The sequence below is a fragment of the Pseudomonas capsici genome, from assembly GCF_017165765.1.
Taxonomy (GTDB): domain Bacteria; phylum Pseudomonadota; class Gammaproteobacteria; order Pseudomonadales; family Pseudomonadaceae; genus Aquipseudomonas; species Aquipseudomonas capsici.
This window is the reverse complement of the sequence record NZ_JAFGZD010000028.1, coordinates 42,505-58,606: the sequence shown is the minus strand read 5'-3', so window position 1 is coordinate 58,606 and position 16,102 is coordinate 42,505. Positions and strand designations below refer to the sequence as shown.

13 protein-coding genes are annotated in these 16,102 nt (G+C 57.4%); 2 read left to right on the top strand and 11 right to left on the bottom strand.

The window, feature by feature from the left end:
- A partial coding sequence (locus JSY17_RS24170) for an Hcp family type VI secretion system effector (RefSeq protein ID WP_206403181.1) occupies positions 1–392 on the bottom strand: 392 nt, incomplete at its 3' end.
- A gap of 763 nt (positions 393–1,155) precedes the next feature.
- Here JSY17_RS24170 and JSY17_RS24165 point away from each other — a divergent pair.
- Positions 1,156–1,368 (top strand): DUF6124 family protein, encoded by a 213-nt coding sequence (locus JSY17_RS24165; protein ID WP_117186354.1) that lies wholly within the window; start codon positions 1,156–1,158, stop codon positions 1,366–1,368.
- A 127-nt stretch (positions 1,369–1,495) separates the two neighbouring features.
- On the opposite strand, the gene JSY17_RS24160 is transcribed toward JSY17_RS24165, so the two are convergent.
- The 4 genes from JSY17_RS24160 to JSY17_RS24145 all read right to left on the bottom strand — a co-directional run bounded on the left by JSY17_RS24160 (position 1,496) and on the right by JSY17_RS24145 (position 5,330).
- Positions 1,496–3,406, bottom strand: coding sequence for a methyl-accepting chemotaxis protein (locus JSY17_RS24160; protein WP_206403182.1), 1,911 nt, complete (start codon positions 3,404–3,406; stop codon positions 1,496–1,498).
- Positions 3,407–3,756: 350 nt separating this feature from the next.
- Positions 3,757–4,581, bottom strand: a complete 825-nt coding sequence (locus tag JSY17_RS24155) for an SDR family oxidoreductase (protein ID WP_206403180.1) — start codon at positions 4,579–4,581, stop codon at positions 3,757–3,759.
- Between the two features lie 10 nt (positions 4,582–4,591).
- A complete protein-coding gene (locus JSY17_RS24150; RefSeq protein ID WP_206403179.1) occupies positions 4,592–5,056 on the bottom strand; it encodes a multidrug transporter in 465 nt (154 codons plus the stop codon).
- A 109-nt stretch (positions 5,057–5,165) separates the two neighbouring features.
- Complete coding sequence (locus tag JSY17_RS24145; RefSeq protein ID WP_201012659.1) at positions 5,166–5,330, bottom strand: hypothetical protein; 165 nt, start codon at positions 5,328–5,330, stop codon at positions 5,166–5,168.
- Between the two features lie 53 nt (positions 5,331–5,383).
- Here JSY17_RS24145 and JSY17_RS24140 point away from each other — a divergent pair, with 53 nt between their 5' ends.
- Positions 5,384–8,194 carry an RHS repeat domain-containing protein gene (locus tag JSY17_RS24140; RefSeq protein WP_206403178.1) on the top strand — a complete coding sequence of 937 codons (2,811 nt, stop codon included), beginning with the start codon at positions 5,384–5,386 and terminating at the stop codon, positions 8,192–8,194.
- A 158-nt stretch (positions 8,195–8,352) separates the two neighbouring features.
- Here the strand turns inward: JSY17_RS24140 and JSY17_RS24135 are convergent, their stop codons facing one another.
- From JSY17_RS24135 to JSY17_RS24110, 6 genes are all read right to left on the bottom strand, one after another.
- Positions 8,353–9,804 (bottom strand): mannose-1-phosphate guanylyltransferase/mannose-6-phosphate isomerase, encoded by a 1,452-nt coding sequence (locus tag JSY17_RS24135; RefSeq protein WP_117164329.1) that lies wholly within the window; start codon positions 9,802–9,804, stop codon positions 8,353–8,355.
- A gap of 128 nt (positions 9,805–9,932) precedes the next feature.
- Entirely contained in the window at positions 9,933–10,601 is a 669-nt protein-coding gene (locus JSY17_RS24130) for an alginate O-acetyltransferase AlgF (RefSeq protein WP_117184327.1), read from the bottom strand.
- A gap of 12 nt (positions 10,602–10,613) precedes the next feature.
- Positions 10,614–11,789 (bottom strand): alginate O-acetyltransferase, encoded by a 1,176-nt coding sequence (locus JSY17_RS24125; protein WP_117186356.1) that lies wholly within the window; start codon positions 11,787–11,789, stop codon positions 10,614–10,616.
- 10 nt (positions 11,790–11,799) lie between these two features.
- The gene (locus tag JSY17_RS24120) at positions 11,800–13,350 is read right to left on the bottom strand and encodes an MBOAT family O-acyltransferase (RefSeq protein WP_117184329.1); all 1,551 of its coding nucleotides are present in this window, start codon (positions 13,348–13,350) and stop codon (positions 11,800–11,802) included.
- 165 nt (positions 13,351–13,515) lie between these two features.
- A complete protein-coding gene (locus JSY17_RS24115; RefSeq protein ID WP_117164333.1) occupies positions 13,516–14,649 on the bottom strand; it encodes a mannuronate-specific alginate lyase in 1,134 nt (377 codons plus the stop codon).
- An 8-nt stretch (positions 14,650–14,657) separates the two neighbouring features.
- A complete protein-coding gene (locus JSY17_RS24110; protein WP_206403176.1) occupies positions 14,658–16,097 on the bottom strand; it encodes an alginate O-acetyltransferase AlgX-related protein in 1,440 nt (479 codons plus the stop codon).
- Positions 16,098–16,102 lie beyond the last annotated feature (5 nt).

The following is a 16,102-nucleotide window of genomic DNA, read 5'->3' as shown; positions in this document are numbered from 1 at the left end:
TGGCAGTTGTGCATGTAGTCCTTGGAGCTGACGAGGATCGCGTCTTCCAGAACGGTGGTGTAGTAGTGCTCTTGAGTACCTTGAGCCGAAGTGCGGAACCATTTGATTTCGACTTTGCTCAGGCGCTCGCCGGAAGTCAGGGCCGCTTGCAGCAGAGGCGAGGACTTGTCGAACACTTTGGTGATTTTCACCGGCTTGTGAACGCGCTGGCCGGTAGGCTGGCCGGACTGCGGGTCACGCGGGATGATCACGTCGTGGTGGAATGCCTGCACCATCACTTCGTCTTCGTGGCCTTCCTGATAGGTGTTGCCCACGGAGTCGGCGGTGAAGGCGCCGGCAGTGATCAGGCCTTGTTTTTCACCGGTGATGGACATGTACGCTGGTGTAGCCATGGATGCTCTCCTTGCTGAAACTTTGAGGGTCCCGGAAGGCGAATTTGCCTGGTGGGTGGCGATTACTCATCAAGCTTTGTGCCAGTTGAAAAAATAGCTATATAAATCAAATGGATGCGTGATTTATTTGGAGCGTGGGGGACTTTTCAGAGGAAAAACCCGTTGAAAGTGCGCAAGAAGTTGCGCACCACTGCGCAACTTCTTGCGCACTTCTCTGTAGGCCTTGATTGGCATGGGGTGTAGAGAACTGATCACATGTTATCCACAGAAAAGTGTGCAACTTCTTGCGCATAATGGCGATGTGATGTTGCTCGGGTGAAAACGTCTTGGGATCTGGCAGTTGTCGAAGGCTTTGCAGCGTGTCGAAATACGACGAGAACGCAGCCGCTCGCTGGGGCTTATTTGGTAACCAACAACCGGCGTGAGTTTGATCGGGTATCAGGGTTGCGGTTTGAAGACTGGATTGAGAGTTGATTTGATCCATCAACCCACCGTTATGACGGTTTTCGGCAGGCCAGATCCATAGATTCCATTGCATGGAAGTTTACGTCTGCTAACGAAAAACCATCTCTTACAGCCAGATCCGACAACCTTTTCCCTTTCCTATGAGTGAAGTTTCCGAGAGTGTTCCGGGTCCTTGCTCAAGATTATTTATGACTCTAGGCTGCATCCGTCGCTGATATCTGCGATCGGGTTTAGCAGCCCTTACGATTCTCTCCAGTGCAAGTTTCATCTATGGCGGCTTTTACCGGAGAACTTCTTAATGACAAACGTAACCCATGATTCATTACACATGACCCTCGAAGAATCCCTGCTCCACGTCAGCGACCTGCTGCGTTGTGCAGCGGCCACTGCCTACGAAACCGGTGATAGCCTCAACGGCCCGAAACGCGATCTGGCGTTTTCGGTGGTGCATCTGATTGGTATGGCAAAGACTGAACTGGAACGTTCGTTGGCGAGGGTCGAGCCGCGTTGAAATCCGTCGCAGCCAAGGCTCAAGGTCTGCGACTCAAAGCAGGATGAAGTGGGAGGCAGCTTGCTGGCGACTGTGCTCTGTCGTCGGCAAGCTGCCTGCCACTGTCAGATGGCGTGCGGTCTGGGCCTCAAACCACCTTGAAGCGGTTGACCAGTCCTTGTTGCTGTTCGGCCAGACGCGCCAGTTCGCGGCTGGTATGAGCCGTTTGTTCGGCACCTGCACTGACCTGAACGACCAGTGTGTTGATGTCGTTGACGTTGCGATGGATTTCTTCGGCCACCAGGCTCTGTTCTTCGGCAGCCGAGGCGACCTGGATATTGCGGTCGCTGATGCTCGCGATGCCGTTGGCGATTTCCTCCAGCAGTTCGCCAGCACGCACTACGTTGCTTGCGCCTTCCTGAGCCTTGTTCAGGGTTTCCTTCATCGACTGTGCTGCGCTGTCGGAGCCTGACTGCAGGTTGGCAATCATGTTCTGAATGCTGACGGTGGAGTCCTGAGTCTTTTTCGCCAGTTGGCGCACTTCGTCGGCAACCACTGCAAAGCCACGGCCTTGTTCACCAGCCCTTGCGGCCTCGATGGCAGCGTTGAGGGCCAGCAGGTTGGTCTGCTCGGCGACGCCACGGATCACGTCCAGAACGGAGGAAATGGAATCGCTCTCGCCCTTGAGGTTGTTGATGATCTGCGAGGTCTGTTCAGCCTGAACCGAAAGGTCCTTGATCAGGCGAATGGTGTTGTCGATCTCGGTCTTGCCTTGCACGGTGCTGTTGTTGACGCGTTGCGACATTTCGGCGGCGTCGGTGGTGCTGCGGGCGACATCCTTGACCGTGGCGCTCATCTCGCTGATGGCGGTGGCGACCTGATCGGTGCCCTGGCGTTGCTGGGCAACGTTCTGGCTGGTCTGGACAGCGACCGCCGAGGATTCATCGGCACCCAGGGCGACTTTGGTGGTCGCGCTGCCGATTTCCCGGATCACTTCGCTGATCTGCTGGGCCATGTTGTCCAGGTTGCGCGAGATTTCGCCGAACTCATCCGTGCCTGTGTATTGGGTTCTGACCGTCAGATCCCTTGTCGACAGGGCGATCAGGGTACGGTTGACGTCGCTGACGGCAAATTTGATGTTGCGGATGATCAGCTGTGCCAGGCAAAGCACGGCGATCAGCATTGCAACCACGGTCACGATTGCGATGTACAGGCTGCTCTGTGCATCTGCGCGAGCATCGGTTGCCAGATCCAGTACGGCCTGACTCAGTTCTTCTTCGACAATGCCCATCTGATCGATACGGTTGGTCGACAGGTTGAACCAGTCTTCAGGCTTGATATTGAGCGCGTCGCCCAATGGTGTGTCGAAGGCCAGACGCTGCAGGCGGGCTACTTCGAGCGAACCGGGTTGTTGCAGGACGTTGTCCATCCTGGTTTTGAAGACCTGCGGTGCCCAGCGCTGGAAAGCTTCGAAGTAGCCGCTGAACTCACCCAGGTTACGGCTGAAACGCGACAACAGGCTCGCATCGAAGCGATTCTGGTTGAAGGCCAGACCGAGCAGCACGCGCTCGCGACCGGCCCGCTCTTTCATCGCCACGAACTGGTTGAGCGAGCTCAGCGCCCGAAGGATTGCAGGTTCATCGACACTGGCTTCCAGAGAGTAGGTGAAGTCGACCAGGTTTTTGATCATGTCGGTGAAGCGTGCGCCCGACTCGGTGCTGTTGAGTCCCAGCGCATCCACTTTCTGACGCAAGGGGCCGAGCTCGTCTATTGTCTGCAATACCTTGTCCAGGCCGCTCTGGCGAGGCAGGGCTTTCATGACGGCTGCTGCCTTGTCGGTGTCTGCACGGAAACTCTTTAGTTTGTCCTGCATGGACTTGCCGCCACTGCCCAGATATACCCCGCTTGCACCTCGTTCGCGCTGGATCGTGGTGACCAGGTTGCTCAGTTTTTGTGCAGCAGTGCTGGCCGAAACGGTGCGGCTCATGGCATCCAGAGTCTGGATCTTGTCGGCAATGTAGATGCCGGAGAAGGCCAGAAGCCCAAGGAGAGGGAACATCAGAATGAGCAGTAACTTCATACTCAAAGGAGCATTTTTAAGCATTTGCAGACCTCGTTTCTTGCAGACTGATCGTAAACGGATGTGTGTTGCTATTCGCTCCTTGCTGTAAGGAGTTGCATAGGTGATCGAATATCAGCCTGCCATAGCGGTCTTGCCTCCGTTTGAGTGTATCGGCAGCTCAACGGTAAGCTTTATTTGTTGCGCGCAATTTTGGGGCGCAAAGAATCTGTTGAGGATTTTTTTTGCTGCTGATTGGTGCGTATGCTAGAGGGCTGCCTTTGTGGGCAAAGCCCCCCATATGGGGGGCTATCGAGTTTCAGTGCGGCGCAAAGGAGGCGAGAGGGGAGTTACAACGTCTTGTCGAGGCCGAAGCGTTTTTTCAAACCGCCTTCCAGCAGCCCCTTGGGTAACAGCCATGACATCAGCGGCAGGATTCGCGAGCCGTTGCCCAGACGCAGCAGGCGTGGCGGGTTTGCCTGCTCGATGGCCTTGAGCAGTTCCCTGGCGAAGTCGGTGGCGGGCGTCGGATTGTCCTGAGAGGCTTTGGCTCTGGAGCGAATACCTTCGCGGATGGGCCACCATGGGGATTGTTCGCTGATCAGTTGCTCGGCTTCATGGGTGGCGTTTTTCGCGAAGCTTGAGGCGATGGCACCGGGCTGCACTTCCATGACCTGAATCGAGAACGGTGCCAGTTCCAGGCGCAATGCATCGCTCAAGGCGTGGACGGCCGCCTTGGAGGCACAGTAGGCACCGGCAAAAGGGGTGACCAATACGCCCGAGACGCTGCCGATATTCACCACCAGCCCCTTGCTGCGCCGCAATGCCGGAAACAGTGCGCGGGTGACGCCTACCACGGAAAACACATTGGTTTCGAACTGGCGCTGCATGGCTTCTACACCACCATCGAGCAGTGGCCCCATGGCGCCATAGCCGGCGTTGTTGATCAACACATCCACACCGATGCCCTGTCGTTCAAGGTCGCTTGCCAGACGTTCGAGGGCGGCGCTGTCGTTGACGTCCAGTTGCACGGCGCTGAAACCAGCAGCATTGAGGTCGGCAACATCTTCAGGCTTGCGTGCCGTGGCCCGGACTTCATAACCCGCGTTTTTGAATGCATCCGCCAGAGCCCGGCCAATGCCGCTCGAGCAGCCGGTGATAAGTGCTGTGGGCATTTGGTTTTCCTTAATCCGAGAAGCTGCCTTGTAGGTGTTCGGGACGAAACTCCAGGCTTTGTGGGCGATAGCCCGGCCGCAACGGTGGCAACGGCAGACAATCCTGCCACTGACTGCCCGGCTGCAACTCACCGGGGCCGCTGTAATGCGGTGCAGTGTAGGCATCTTCGGCGAGGTTCACGGTATCGCCGGGCGCATAGGCCGCCACGCGCCAGCGCAGTTCGCGCAGCGGGACCTTGTTGGTGTTGTCGATGAGTACCAGCAAGGGTTTGCCTGCCGGGCATTGTTGCGGCGAATAATCCAGGCGCAGCCCCAGGCGATCGAGTTGATGTGCTTCGCGGTTGTCCTGCCAGATCACGACGGCGGCCACGATCCCGAGGCCTGCCGCAGCTACCAGTGATACAGGCAAGGCCTTTGCCGGATAGCGCAACAGCAGGATGAGCCAGGTCAGGATAAGCACAATACCGATGAGCATGATGGGCATCTCTTCAGCGTAGAGACTGGCATCGTACCGAAAGGCAGGGGAGGTTGACCAATGCTTGACTCTCCCGTGGCATACCTGACCTGGCGTTGTTGAACCTTATTTAAACAATTTCATATTCGATGGAGTCCTTGCCTTCCACCCAGATGTCATGGGTGACCCGCAGAAAACATTTGATTTTTGCCCTGTCGCCCGCCCTGAATCTTCCGCTGATCTCTTCCGGGCTCACGCGTTTACCGCCCATCCGAAGTTTCGGAGTGGCTGCCATTCATGGCGCTGTACACACTAGGCTGCAAACAGGAGCTTGCAGAGGACAACGCCATGGATGGGCAATCCGCAGCCTTGCATCGCGACACACCGACGCTCACGGTCATCGATCCTCGTGGTCTGACTGTGTGTTGGGTGGCCTGGTATCGTCATCAGGCCGATGAAGCCGCGATTGCTCGTTCCCATCGCTCGCTGTTCGATCCGGCAGGGCGACTGACAGAAAGCCAGGACCCCAGGCTCGGCGAGAGTGACGGCCCGGCCAATCTCGTCAATATCCATTCCCTCAGCGCTCAGGTACTGGCCCGTGACAGCGTGGACGCCGGTTGGCGTGTTTCGCTGCCAGGCGAAGCTGGCCAGATGCTGCAAGGCTGGGATGGACGCGGCACGGTCCGACGCTCGGACTACGATGCGTTGCTCAGGCCGACGGCAGTCTTCGAGAATGAACAGTGTGTCGAACGGCTGACCTATGGCGATGTGGGTTCGACGGTCCATAACCAGTGCGGTCAGTTGATTCGCCACGACGATCCGGCGGGTACGCGACTGAGTACCGAGTTCAGCCTGACAGGTGCCGTGATCGAACAGGCGCAGCATTTTCTCGCAGACCTTATCCTTCCTGACTGGCCCGAGCCGGAATCCGAGCGCGATGCATTGCTGGAGCCGGGGGCCGGGGCGGTTTCGCATTGGCGATTCAACCCGCTGGGCGACTCTCTCGAACAAACCGATGCACAGGGCAATCTGCAGCGCTTTGTCCATAGCGTTGCCGGTCAGTTGCACGCCTGTTTCTTGCGGCTCAATGGCCAGTCGGAACAGTGCCTTGTCAGCGATATCCGCTACGACGCCCAAGGCCGTGTCGAATCCGAAACGGCGGGCAATGGTGTGATCAGCAGTGCGACTTATGGCGAAAAAGACGGTCGCCTGATAAGGCTCAAAGCGGTCCGTAGCGGTGGCGAATCCATGCAGGATCTGACTTGCGACTACGATCCTGTAGGCAATGTCATCCGGCTCGAAGACCTTGCGCAGCCTGTCCGTTACTTCGCCAATCAGCGCATCGAGCCGGTTTCGAGCTATCAATACGACACGCTGTATCAATTAAGCGAAGCCACGGGGCGTGAACTGGCGCTGGTCAATCACGGACCGGTGTTTCCTGATTTCCAGAGCCCGGCCGACCCGACGCAACTGGCCAATTACACGCAAACCTACCATTACGATGCCGGAGGGAATCTGCAGCAGTTGACCCATGTCGGGTCGCAAAATCATTCACGAACGCTGGTGACCGCCAGGCAGAGTAACCGTAGTCTGTTGGTAGAAAATAATCAGCCACCCACTGAAGAAGACATTGCCGCGGCTTTTGATGCCAACGGTAACTTGCTGCAACTGCAAGCCGGACAAACCCTGAACTGGGACCTTCGCAACCAGTTGCAGGAGGTGCGGCCGATTGTGCGCGAGTCCGGTATCGACGACAGCGAGCGTTATGTCTACGACGCCAGCGGTCAGCGCCTGCGCAAGGTGCGGACTACCCAGGCCAAGGCCGTCACTCATATGGCTGAAGTGCGCTACCTGCCGGGGCTGGAAGTTCGCACCGATACCGCGACCGGTGAAATGCTGCATGTCATCACCGCTCAGGCCGGTCGCAGCAGCGTCCGGGTACTGCGTTGGCAAGAGGGCAAGCCTGACGACCTCGACAACGATCAATACCGCTACAGCCTGACCGATCACTTGGGCTCCAGCACGCTGGAGCTGGATGCACAGGCACAGATCATCAGCCAGGAACATTATTACCCCTTTGGCGGGACGTCATGGTGGGCAGGGCGAAGTGCCATCGAGGCCAGCTACAAGACTGTGCGTTACTCCGGCAAGGAGCGGGATGCGACGGGGTTGTATTACTACGGCATGCGCTATTACGCGCCGTGGTTGCAGCACTGGATCAACCCGGACCCGGCGGAAGAGGAGGGCGGCTTGAATCTGTTTTGCTTTGTACGCAATTCACCCATGCGGTTTATCGATGCGAAGGGAGCTGCGCCCTATGACGTACTGGATGAACAGGAAATGAATATGTTGGTGCCGTTTGGTTTGAAGATCACTGCAAGAGGGCTGCAGGAGTTCAATGCGGAGCAGGCGAGCACTTTCAAGTCGGTCGCCAGGCTTGCCGACAAGTTGTTAAAGGGCGTTCTGAATGAGTTGCCAAAGGTCACGCCAATGCAGGGCGTTGCCAGAATGATCAGCGCATTTGGTGATATGGATGCTGCATACAAGCAGCAACTGATCGAGGGATTGATAAATTCTTTTACCAGACAGAGAGCGTTTATAGGGTCATTGTTAACTGATGCCCAATGGAAAGTCAGCCTTTTTGTCTCGGACTCAGCAATCGCTGGCAGAACCTCGCATTTGACCGAGTCTGCGCCAATGAGGACGATTTCACTGAATGCCAACTTTCTGAACCACCACCCGCTGGAAGTTGCCTGGACACTCATCCATGAGGCCAGTCATGCCGCCGATAATACGGTGGACTATTACTATTTTCCGGTTAACCAGCTGCCATCTAGTGTTACGGATGAGGCCCTCAAGCAGTGGTCGGCTCATTACCGCGCCATGTTTGCGGATATCAGAAAATATGGCCCTGACCCCACGATCATCACGAATCGCTATTGGCCTGCCATGAGTTTTGTGGCCGGGCACCCAATTACACCTGAAAATGCGGCTCAGGCCTTTCAGGATCCTGCGGTAGGCCTGCCGATTTTGCTGCGTAACGCCGATACATATTCGTCCTTTGTCATGGGTACTAAATTACCATCGCGACTCATGGCCAAACAGAACGCTCGCGCAGCCCGACGTAGTGGTTATGATCCAGCCGGGGAGGTCTTCTGAGTGTGAGCCCAAAAAAACCTCAACAAACTTTTGCGGATGGGGTACGCAAAAGAGTGTTGAGGTCCTGTTGCTCTTTGACCTGCAAGTGGCAAGCTACAAGCTGCAAGTCTGAAACCCATACAGCTTGTAGCTTGAGGCTTGCAGCTTACCGCTCTCTGTTACCTTGCAATCGTCTGAGTCTTCACGCCCGCTTCCAGCGCACCGGAGCGACCGTAGACGTCTTCGTAACGTTCGATGTCGTCTTCACCCAGGTAGCTGCCCGATTGGACTTCGATGATTTCCAGCGGGATCTTGCCCGGGTTTTTCAGGCGGTGTACCGAAGCGATCGGGATGTAGGTCGACTGGTTTTCAGTCAGCAGGAACACGTTCTCGTCGCAGGTAACCTGAGCCGTACCGGATACCACGATCCAGTGCTCGGCGCGGTGGTGGTGCATCTGCAGCGAGAGGCTGGCGCCCGGTTTGACCGAGATGCGCTTGACCTGGAAGCGGCCGCCCATGTCCACAGAGTCGTAGGAGCCCCACGGACGATAGACTTCCAGATGGTTCTGGGTTTCGCTGCGGCCCTGCTCGTTGAGGGTGTTGACCATCTGCTTGACGCCCTGGACCTTGTCCTTGTGGGCGATCATCATGGCGTCCTTGGTTTCGACGACTACGATGTTGTCCAGGCCGATCACCGAGACCAGTTTGCCGTTGCCGTGGATCATGCAGTTGCGGCTGTCCTGAATGACGACATCGCCTTTGGTGACGTTGCCGTTGCTGTCTTTTTCATGCACTTCCCACAGCGACGACCAGCAGCCGACATCGCTCCAGCCAGCCGACAGCGGCACGACGCAGGCGCGCTGGGTTTTTTCCATGACGGCGTAGTCGATGGAGTTGTCCGGGCAGCAGGCGAAGGTCGCCGGATCGATGTCGACGGCACCGCCATCGTGCTGGCTGCGCTCGAGGGTCAGCAGGCAGGTGTCGTAGATGTCCGGATCGTGCTTTTTCAGCTCTTCCAGGAAGCGGCTGGCGCGGAACAGGAACATGCCGCTGTTCCAGTAGTAACCGCCTGCCTCGACGAATTCGGCAGCGCGTTTTTCGTCTGGCTTCTCGACGAAGTGCGAGACGCGGCTCACGCCTTCAGGCAGCAGGGCATCGGCGGTGGACTTGATATAGCCATAACCGGTTTCCGGTTTGTTGGCCGGTACGCCGAACAGAACCATTTCGCCACGCTCGGCTGCAACGGTGGCCAGAGCCAGTGCGCGTTGCAGGGCTTTCTGATCGTCGATCACGTGATCGGCCGGCAGGACCAGCATCAGCTCGTCGTTGCCTTCATTGACCAGCATCATCGCCGTCAGGGCCACGGCGGGTGCGGTGTTGCGCCCGAACGGCTCCATCAGGATGGCCTGGGTGTTGAGGTCCAGTGCTGCCAACTGCTCGTTTACGATGAAACGATGCTCCTTGTTGCAGACCACGATGGGCTCTTGCATACCCTCGAACACCAGACGCTCCAGAGTCTGCTGGAACAGAGTGTGTTCGCCTGTCAGTGCCAGGAATTGTTTAGGGAATTGTTTACGCGAAAGCGGCCAGAGTCGTGAACCGCTACCGCCTGACAAGATCACTGGAATCATTTTGTTTCTCCAATAGCATTCAATAAGTCAATAAGGGCTGTACGTGGTTTCTGTCGTTTCTGTCTTGTTCTTGTACTGCGCTAGCGGGCCCGTGGCTGACAGAGGCCATGAACCCGCCAACTTGATTCTTAGCGAGTCGCTACCGGTGGCTTGACCCACACTGGCGAGAGGTTGCTGCCGCTGCCGGTGATGTACAGCACGGCGGCTTCGCCACGCTCCAGGGCAACAGGCTTCACGTCAGTGACTTTCTTGTCGCCGTCGTACAGCGCCAGGCTGACCTTGACCGGGTTGATTTCACGCTCGCCGGTGCCTTTGGCTGATACGGTCTTGACCACTTCGGTCTTGCCGTCGGCCGTTTTCAGGGTCAGCGATTTGTCACTGAGGTTCTGTACGCGAACCAGCGACTTCTGCTTGTTCTTGAACGGGGCTTCTTCGACCAGTTGCGGCTTGCCGCTGGCGTTGTTGACGATGGTGTAATAGTGGTCGCCAGCCAGTTTCACCGGCAGGCTCTGGCTGCCGATCTTGGCGGTGTAGTCGCCCTGTGGCATGAAGCTGAACGCAGTGCTGCCCAGTGGCGCGACTTCGTTCAGGTTGGTGTTGCCGACGCTGGCGCTGATCTCGGCGTTGCTGGCGTTGTAGACGCGCACGAAGGTCGAGCCTTTCGGTGCGGTCGGGCCGTAGAGGGCAGAGTCACCGGCAAATGCTTGCAGGGACATCAGGCCCAGAGTTGCAGCCAGCGCGCAGGTTTTGAACAGGCTTTTCTTGGCCGAACGATTTGGAGTGTGCTGTAGGGTCATGATTGAGTCCTCTCAGTTTTGCGCCTGTACAGGCGACTCGGATTGTTTGGTGTTAAAGGCCAGATTCTCTTGGCTATCACGTGACTTCTTCAGCTCGGCGATCCACTTCTGATCGAACTCGCCAAGGTCGTTGTGAGCAGGCAGATAGCGCTCCGGGAATTCCCAGATGACCACTTGTGGCGGGGTGGTCTTGAACGCATCGGTTTGCAGATATTTGAGCATCGGCAGAATCGGTCCGTGACCGTCTTCTGCGTAGTTGACGACGTCGCTGCGCAATGCCTGCTTCAGGGCGCCGACGAAGTTCCAGTTGGGGTTGGCGCTGTAACTGGTGCCAACCAGGCCGACAGGAATTTCGGTGTCTGCAAACAAGGCATCATCACCGGCGGCAGTTCCTTCGACAGGATTTGTGCTGCGTTGTTGCAAATCATCCGGCTTTGGAAGCAAATTGCTGAACAGCGGATCCAGTGGCAGGAAGTTGGTCAGGTCGCCTTTGTAGGGCGTTGCTTCCTTGGCCTGGGTAACGAACTGTTCGGGTTCGCCGTCCAACGGAGTCTTGCTGGAAATCGCGACACCCAGTTGCTGCGCGGCCACTTCTGCACCCAGCGGGGTCCAGTGAGTGTCGGTGCGCAGGAACACCTGGCCTTTCTGCTTGGCGGCCTGCAACGGCGCCAGCAGGTCAGGGGCGAAGATGCCGGCTTGCGCGACCTGAGCATGGAATTGCTGGTACAGGTCAGTGTGCAGGGTGGCCGGTTTTTTCTTGCCCATGTGCTCGGGATACAGACGGGTCTTGGCTGGAACAATCGCCAGTACCAGTTCCGTGCCCTGCTTTTTCAGCTCGTCGCGTACGCCCTGGATAATTGCCAGGTTGTCCGCTTCGTTTTTCTCGCCATTGGCAATGGCATCGAACTCTTCGTCGGTGTAGAGCCACTGGTCCTTGCCGATCACGACGCCCGGACGGCCTTCGTTGAACAGCTTGAAGTCCAGGGCGGCCCAGAGGTTGGTGCCCAGGCGCTTGATCGGGAACTCATCGTCGTAATGAGTTTCCGCCGCCTTGGTCCACTTGCCGTCCAGCACTGTGGTTTCGGCCGAGGTCGAGAAGTTGCTGAAACTGCGCAACGACCAGATACCCAGAATCACCAGCAGCGACATGAACAGCGTGACGTAGAGGATTCGTAATGAACGGGTCATGTCAGGCTCCTCAGAACTGGAAGTAAAGGAACGGCGAGAAGCTCTGCGCCGAAAGTTTGAGAATCGAAGCGATGAACAGCAGCAGGATCAGCGCACGCATGGCGTAGCGAGACCAGTCGACAGTCCAGTAGGCCGGTTGCACCTGGGCGTTGGTACCGACGGTGTAGCCAGGCAGGTTGATGCTGCCAGGTGCGTCGCCAGGTACGGCCTTGATGGTGCCGGGCTCTGCGGTCGCCGGGCCGTCGGCCTTGGGCTTGTCGCTTTCCGAGCGACCCTGGTAGAAGTCGCGCAGACCGAAGAACGCCAGAGTTGCGTAGGCCAGGATCAGCGTCGCCACTTGCAGGCCGGTCAGGCTTGCACGGTTGAGTTCCGACAGGTTCCAGTCACCGAAGCTGAACATGGCGCTGTACATGCGGCTGGCAACGTGCAGGTTTTCAGCGCGGAAGATGACCCAGCCGATGACTACCAGCAGGAAGGTCAGCGCCCAGCGGATCGGGTTGAAGTGGTAAGGCTTGGTGTTGATGCCGACCGCTTTTTCGATCGCCAGCCACATGCCGTGCCACGCACCCCAGATCACGTAGGTGATATTCGCACCGTGCCACAGACCACCCAGCAGCATGGTCAGGAACAGGTTGCGATAGGTGGCGAACTTGGTGCCACGGTTGCCGCCCAGGGTGATGTACAGGTAGTCACGCAGCCAGGTGGAGAGGCTGATGTGCCAGCGGCGCCAGAACTCGGTGATCGACTGACTGATGTAAGGCTGTTTGAAGTTTTCCATGAAACGGAAACCCATCATCAGACCCAGACCGATTGCCATGTCGCTGTAACCGGAGAAGTCGAAATACAGCTGTGCGGTGTAGGCCAGCGCACCCAGCCAGGCATCGCCTGTGGTCGGGTTTTCCAGTGCGAAGCAATGGTCTGCAACAACTGCCAGGGTGTCGGCGATGAACACTTTCTTGATGAAGCCCTGCATGAAACGCGTGCAGCCTTCGGAGAACTTGTCCAGCGTGTGTGTGCGGTTGTTGAACTGATCGGCCAGGTCGCGGAAACGCAGTACGGGACCGGCGATCAGGTGCGGGAAGATCGCAACGAATGCAGCGAAGTCGATCAGGTTGCGCGTGGCCGGTGTATCGCCGCGATAGACGTCGATGATGTAGCTGATGGACTCGAAGATGTAGAACGAGATACCGATTGGCAGCAGTACGTGGGTCAGGATGAATGGCTCCAGGCCCATCGAGGTCATGGCCGCGTTGATGCTGTCGACACCGAAGTTGGCGTACTTGAAGTAGCCCAGGATGCACAGGTCGACGCCCACGCCGAGCAACAGCCAGCGCTGCGCCGTTTTGGTTCTGACTCCGCTGGCCCCGATCCGCAGGCCGATCCAGTAGTTCCAGACAGTGACGGCGATAAACAACGTCAGGAAGTCCACACGCCACCAGGCATAGAAGATGTAGCTGGCGATCAGCAACAACAGGTTGCGGTAGCGTTGCCCGCTTATGTAGTACAGGCCGAAGAAGATCGGCAAGAACAGAAACAGGAACACGTTGGATGAGAAAACCATCCTTATCTCTCCGTTTGTCCAACATTCAAGGGCTCAAAGCCCCCCCAAACCCCCCATGAAAATCGGGGGGGATACTGCATTTACCTGTGCCTGTTCTGTGGGAGGGAGCTTGCTCACGAACAGCTCAGTCGCGAGCAAGCTCCCTCCCACAGAGCCATGCGTGAATCACGAACCGCCCTTGTCACCTTTGTCATGGGACGGGTCGTAGACTTTGGTCAGGTCGCCGCCCAGACGGAACGTCTTGAACGGTTGCATCTCATGCTTGTGCTCGATCACATCCGGGCTGCAGCTGTAGAGCGAGCAGAACGGTTCGAGCCAGGCGAATTTCGGATCTTTTTTCAGCTCGCTCATGTCCTGCTTCGTGCCACCGCGGGAGGCGAAGTCGTCAGGATCCTTGACGCCGGCCAGTACCCGGTCGCCCAGGCGTTTGAGCGCGCCGTTGTTTTCGTTACGCAGGTCGACGCCATTGGCCAGGGAGAAGCTGGCGATCATTGCCAGTGGCGGCAGGGCGTAGTTGTGATACGCCAGGGCGCGCTGACGACGCTTGACTTCGTTGGGCAGGAAGCCGTCCTTGTCGACCTGATAGGCAGCGATCTTGTATTCCTTGACCGCCCAGTCGAACAGGTCGCGGCGGTTGGTGGCGACAGCGGTCGCCATCACCGACCATGCGGCCCAGTACGAGTGGTTGTTGATCTTTTCCATGGGCAGGTTGCTCCAGTCACTGACTACCTGGTCTGCCAGTTTGCTGAACCAGGCTTCGATGACTTGAGTCTGCTGCTGACGGTTGGCCAGCGGATGCGACTCGGAGAACTTCAGGCGCAGATAGGACGATGCCATGCTGCCCAGTGCCCATTTGCGCATGGACTTGCCGGTGTGGTTGAACTCGCGGGACTCGAGCGCATCGGCCTGAGCCCAGGTGGTGAGCATGTTCAACGCACAATCGAGTTGTTCCGGGCGGCCGTCACGCATGTACTGCATGACGACTTTGCTGATACCGCGCTCAAGTGTCGTGATGTCTTTGGTTGCATCGCGGAAGGCTTCTTCGGACTCTTCATTGAGCGTTGCCCGAGCCTTGTCGGAACCTTCGTACTTGCTGCGAAACACCAGTTTGTCGGTGTACGGTTTCGGCACGGCGTCACATGTGAAGTCGTGGCTGCCGGTTTTCATTTTCTCGATAGGTGCCGAGTAACCCTGTGGGGGAACCAGCGTGCTTGTGGCAGATGCACCCGATGCCCATGCCATCGATGACAGGATTGCCATCGACAGCAGGGTAGGGCGTATCAGTTTCGGAGTCTGCATAAGTCACCTCATAGTCCGGCTTGAGCGGTGTGTTGCGCAGTGCCTGGCAGATCATTGCGCTTGCATACTTTTGCTTCGACTTTCAGTGGTTCTGTTCCGGCTTCCGGGCCTTGAATTTCAAGAGCGAGCAATTGTTGGTTTGACCAGTCTTCGTCCTCTCGTAACTCAAAGGCGAAGCGTCCGTCGGTATCGGCGGTGTCCGGCTTCTCGATTTTCAGATCTTCATGGCGACCGTTCATGTACCAGAGCCTGGCCTGCAGAACTTTCACCGAGGTATCTTCGAACTGGATATCGATCTGGTTCTTGCTGTTGCGGATGTCCTTGATACCGTTCTTGCCGTTTACCAACACTTCGTTGGTGCCCGGCTTGAGTGTGGTGCTGGCACTCAATACCGCAGGCTTGCCTTCGCAACCGTTATCCAGCAGCGCCATCATCTGGCGGTAGATGGTTTCCTGGTCCAGGCGATACAGCGGCGAGAATTCCCAGATCAGGATCTTCGGTGGACGCTGCTGGAAGTCTTCACTGCCCAGGTACTGCAGCATTGCGCCTTCCAGACCGCCACCAGGGAATGCCACGTTCAGCACATCGGCCCCGATGTATTCCTGAAGGAAGCCACCGAAGTTGTAGTTCTTGCCGCTGTGACTGGTACCGACCAGGGTGATTTCCGGGTTGCCGGAATCACCGAACAGATCGCCGTCACCGGCCTCGCCCTTGGGCTCGGTGGTGAACTGATCCATGTACTGAATCGCGTAGCTGGTGCCGCACAATTGACCAGCCATGTTGTGCAGGGTTCCGGTCTTGCCCATGCGTCCGGACTTGTGACTCTCGAATTCACGCTTCGGAATGTCGGCATAGCCGGGGACTTTCTTCACGGTTTCGGCAACGATTTTCGCAGTGCGCTGAGCGCCGTAAGGTGTCCAGTGCTGGTCGCCGCGGAAGTAGAAATCATGGGCCTGTTGCTCGTTGGTCAACGGCGACAGGTCCGGCACCCAGTAGCCCATCTTGCTGAAGCGACCGAGCATGGCCTGATAGTTTTTCAGAGCCTTGTCGTAGTCGTATTTGTCGCGATCGGCAGGAAACAATTTGTTGCGATCTACCAGGCCACGAGTCGGCTGATAGACCATCACCAGCTCGACACCCTTTCTCTTGAAGGCATCGTGCAGTTCCTGCAGACGGCGATAGCCGGCGGGCGTTGTGTCGAACTCGGTACGCAGGTCTTCCTGGGTACGGAACAGCCAGTCGCCTTCGGCCTGAATCAGGGTGGTGAAGTTCTGCTGATAGCGCGTGGTGTAGTTTTTCGCGTCATGGGCAGCAGGGCACAGGCTGCAGCAAGGCTCGGCGGTGAAGGTCGGCGCTTGCGAGTCATCTGCGCGAGCCGCTCCAGCGGCGGCCATCAAGGCGGCGGTCAGGCTGGAGAGGCTCAATAGCTTGATCAGTTTGGCGTGCATAAAAA

Excerpts from the sequence above, each read along its gene's own strand:
- JSY17_RS24165 (WP_117186354.1), top strand. The coding sequence starts at position 1,156 with ATGACAAACGTAACCCATGATTCATTACACATGACCCTCGAAGAATCC.
- JSY17_RS24160 (WP_206403182.1), bottom strand. The coding sequence starts at position 3,406 with ATGTTCCCTCTCCTTGGGCTTCTGGCCTTCTCCGGCATCTACATTGCC.
- JSY17_RS24155 (WP_206403180.1), bottom strand. The coding sequence starts at position 4,581 with ATGCCCACAGCACTTATCACCGGCTGCTCGAGCGGCATTGGCCGGGCT.
- JSY17_RS24150 (WP_206403179.1), bottom strand. The coding sequence starts at position 5,056 with ATGCTCATCGGTATTGTGCTTATCCTGACCTGGCTCATCCTGCTGTTG.
- JSY17_RS24145 (WP_201012659.1), bottom strand. The coding sequence starts at position 5,330 with ATGGCAGCCACTCCGAAACTTCGGATGGGCGGTAAACGCGTGAGCCCG.
- JSY17_RS24140 (WP_206403178.1), top strand. The coding sequence starts at position 5,384 with ATGGATGGGCAATCCGCAGCCTTGCATCGCGACACACCGACGCTCACG.
- JSY17_RS24135 (WP_117164329.1), bottom strand. The coding sequence starts at position 9,804 with ATGATTCCAGTGATCTTGTCAGGCGGTAGCGGTTCACGACTCTGGCCG.
- JSY17_RS24130 (WP_117184327.1), bottom strand. The coding sequence starts at position 10,601 with ATGACCCTACAGCACACTCCAAATCGTTCGGCCAAGAAAAGCCTGTTC.
- JSY17_RS24125 (WP_117186356.1), bottom strand. The coding sequence starts at position 11,789 with ATGACCCGTTCATTACGAATCCTCTACGTCACGCTGTTCATGTCGCTG.
- JSY17_RS24120 (WP_117184329.1), bottom strand. The coding sequence starts at position 13,350 with ATGGTTTTCTCATCCAACGTGTTCCTGTTTCTGTTCTTGCCGATCTTC.
- JSY17_RS24115 (WP_117164333.1), bottom strand. The coding sequence starts at position 14,649 with ATGCAGACTCCGAAACTGATACGCCCTACCCTGCTGTCGATGGCAATC.
- JSY17_RS24110 (WP_206403176.1), bottom strand. The coding sequence starts at position 16,097 with ATGCACGCCAAACTGATCAAGCTATTGAGCCTCTCCAGCCTGACCGCC.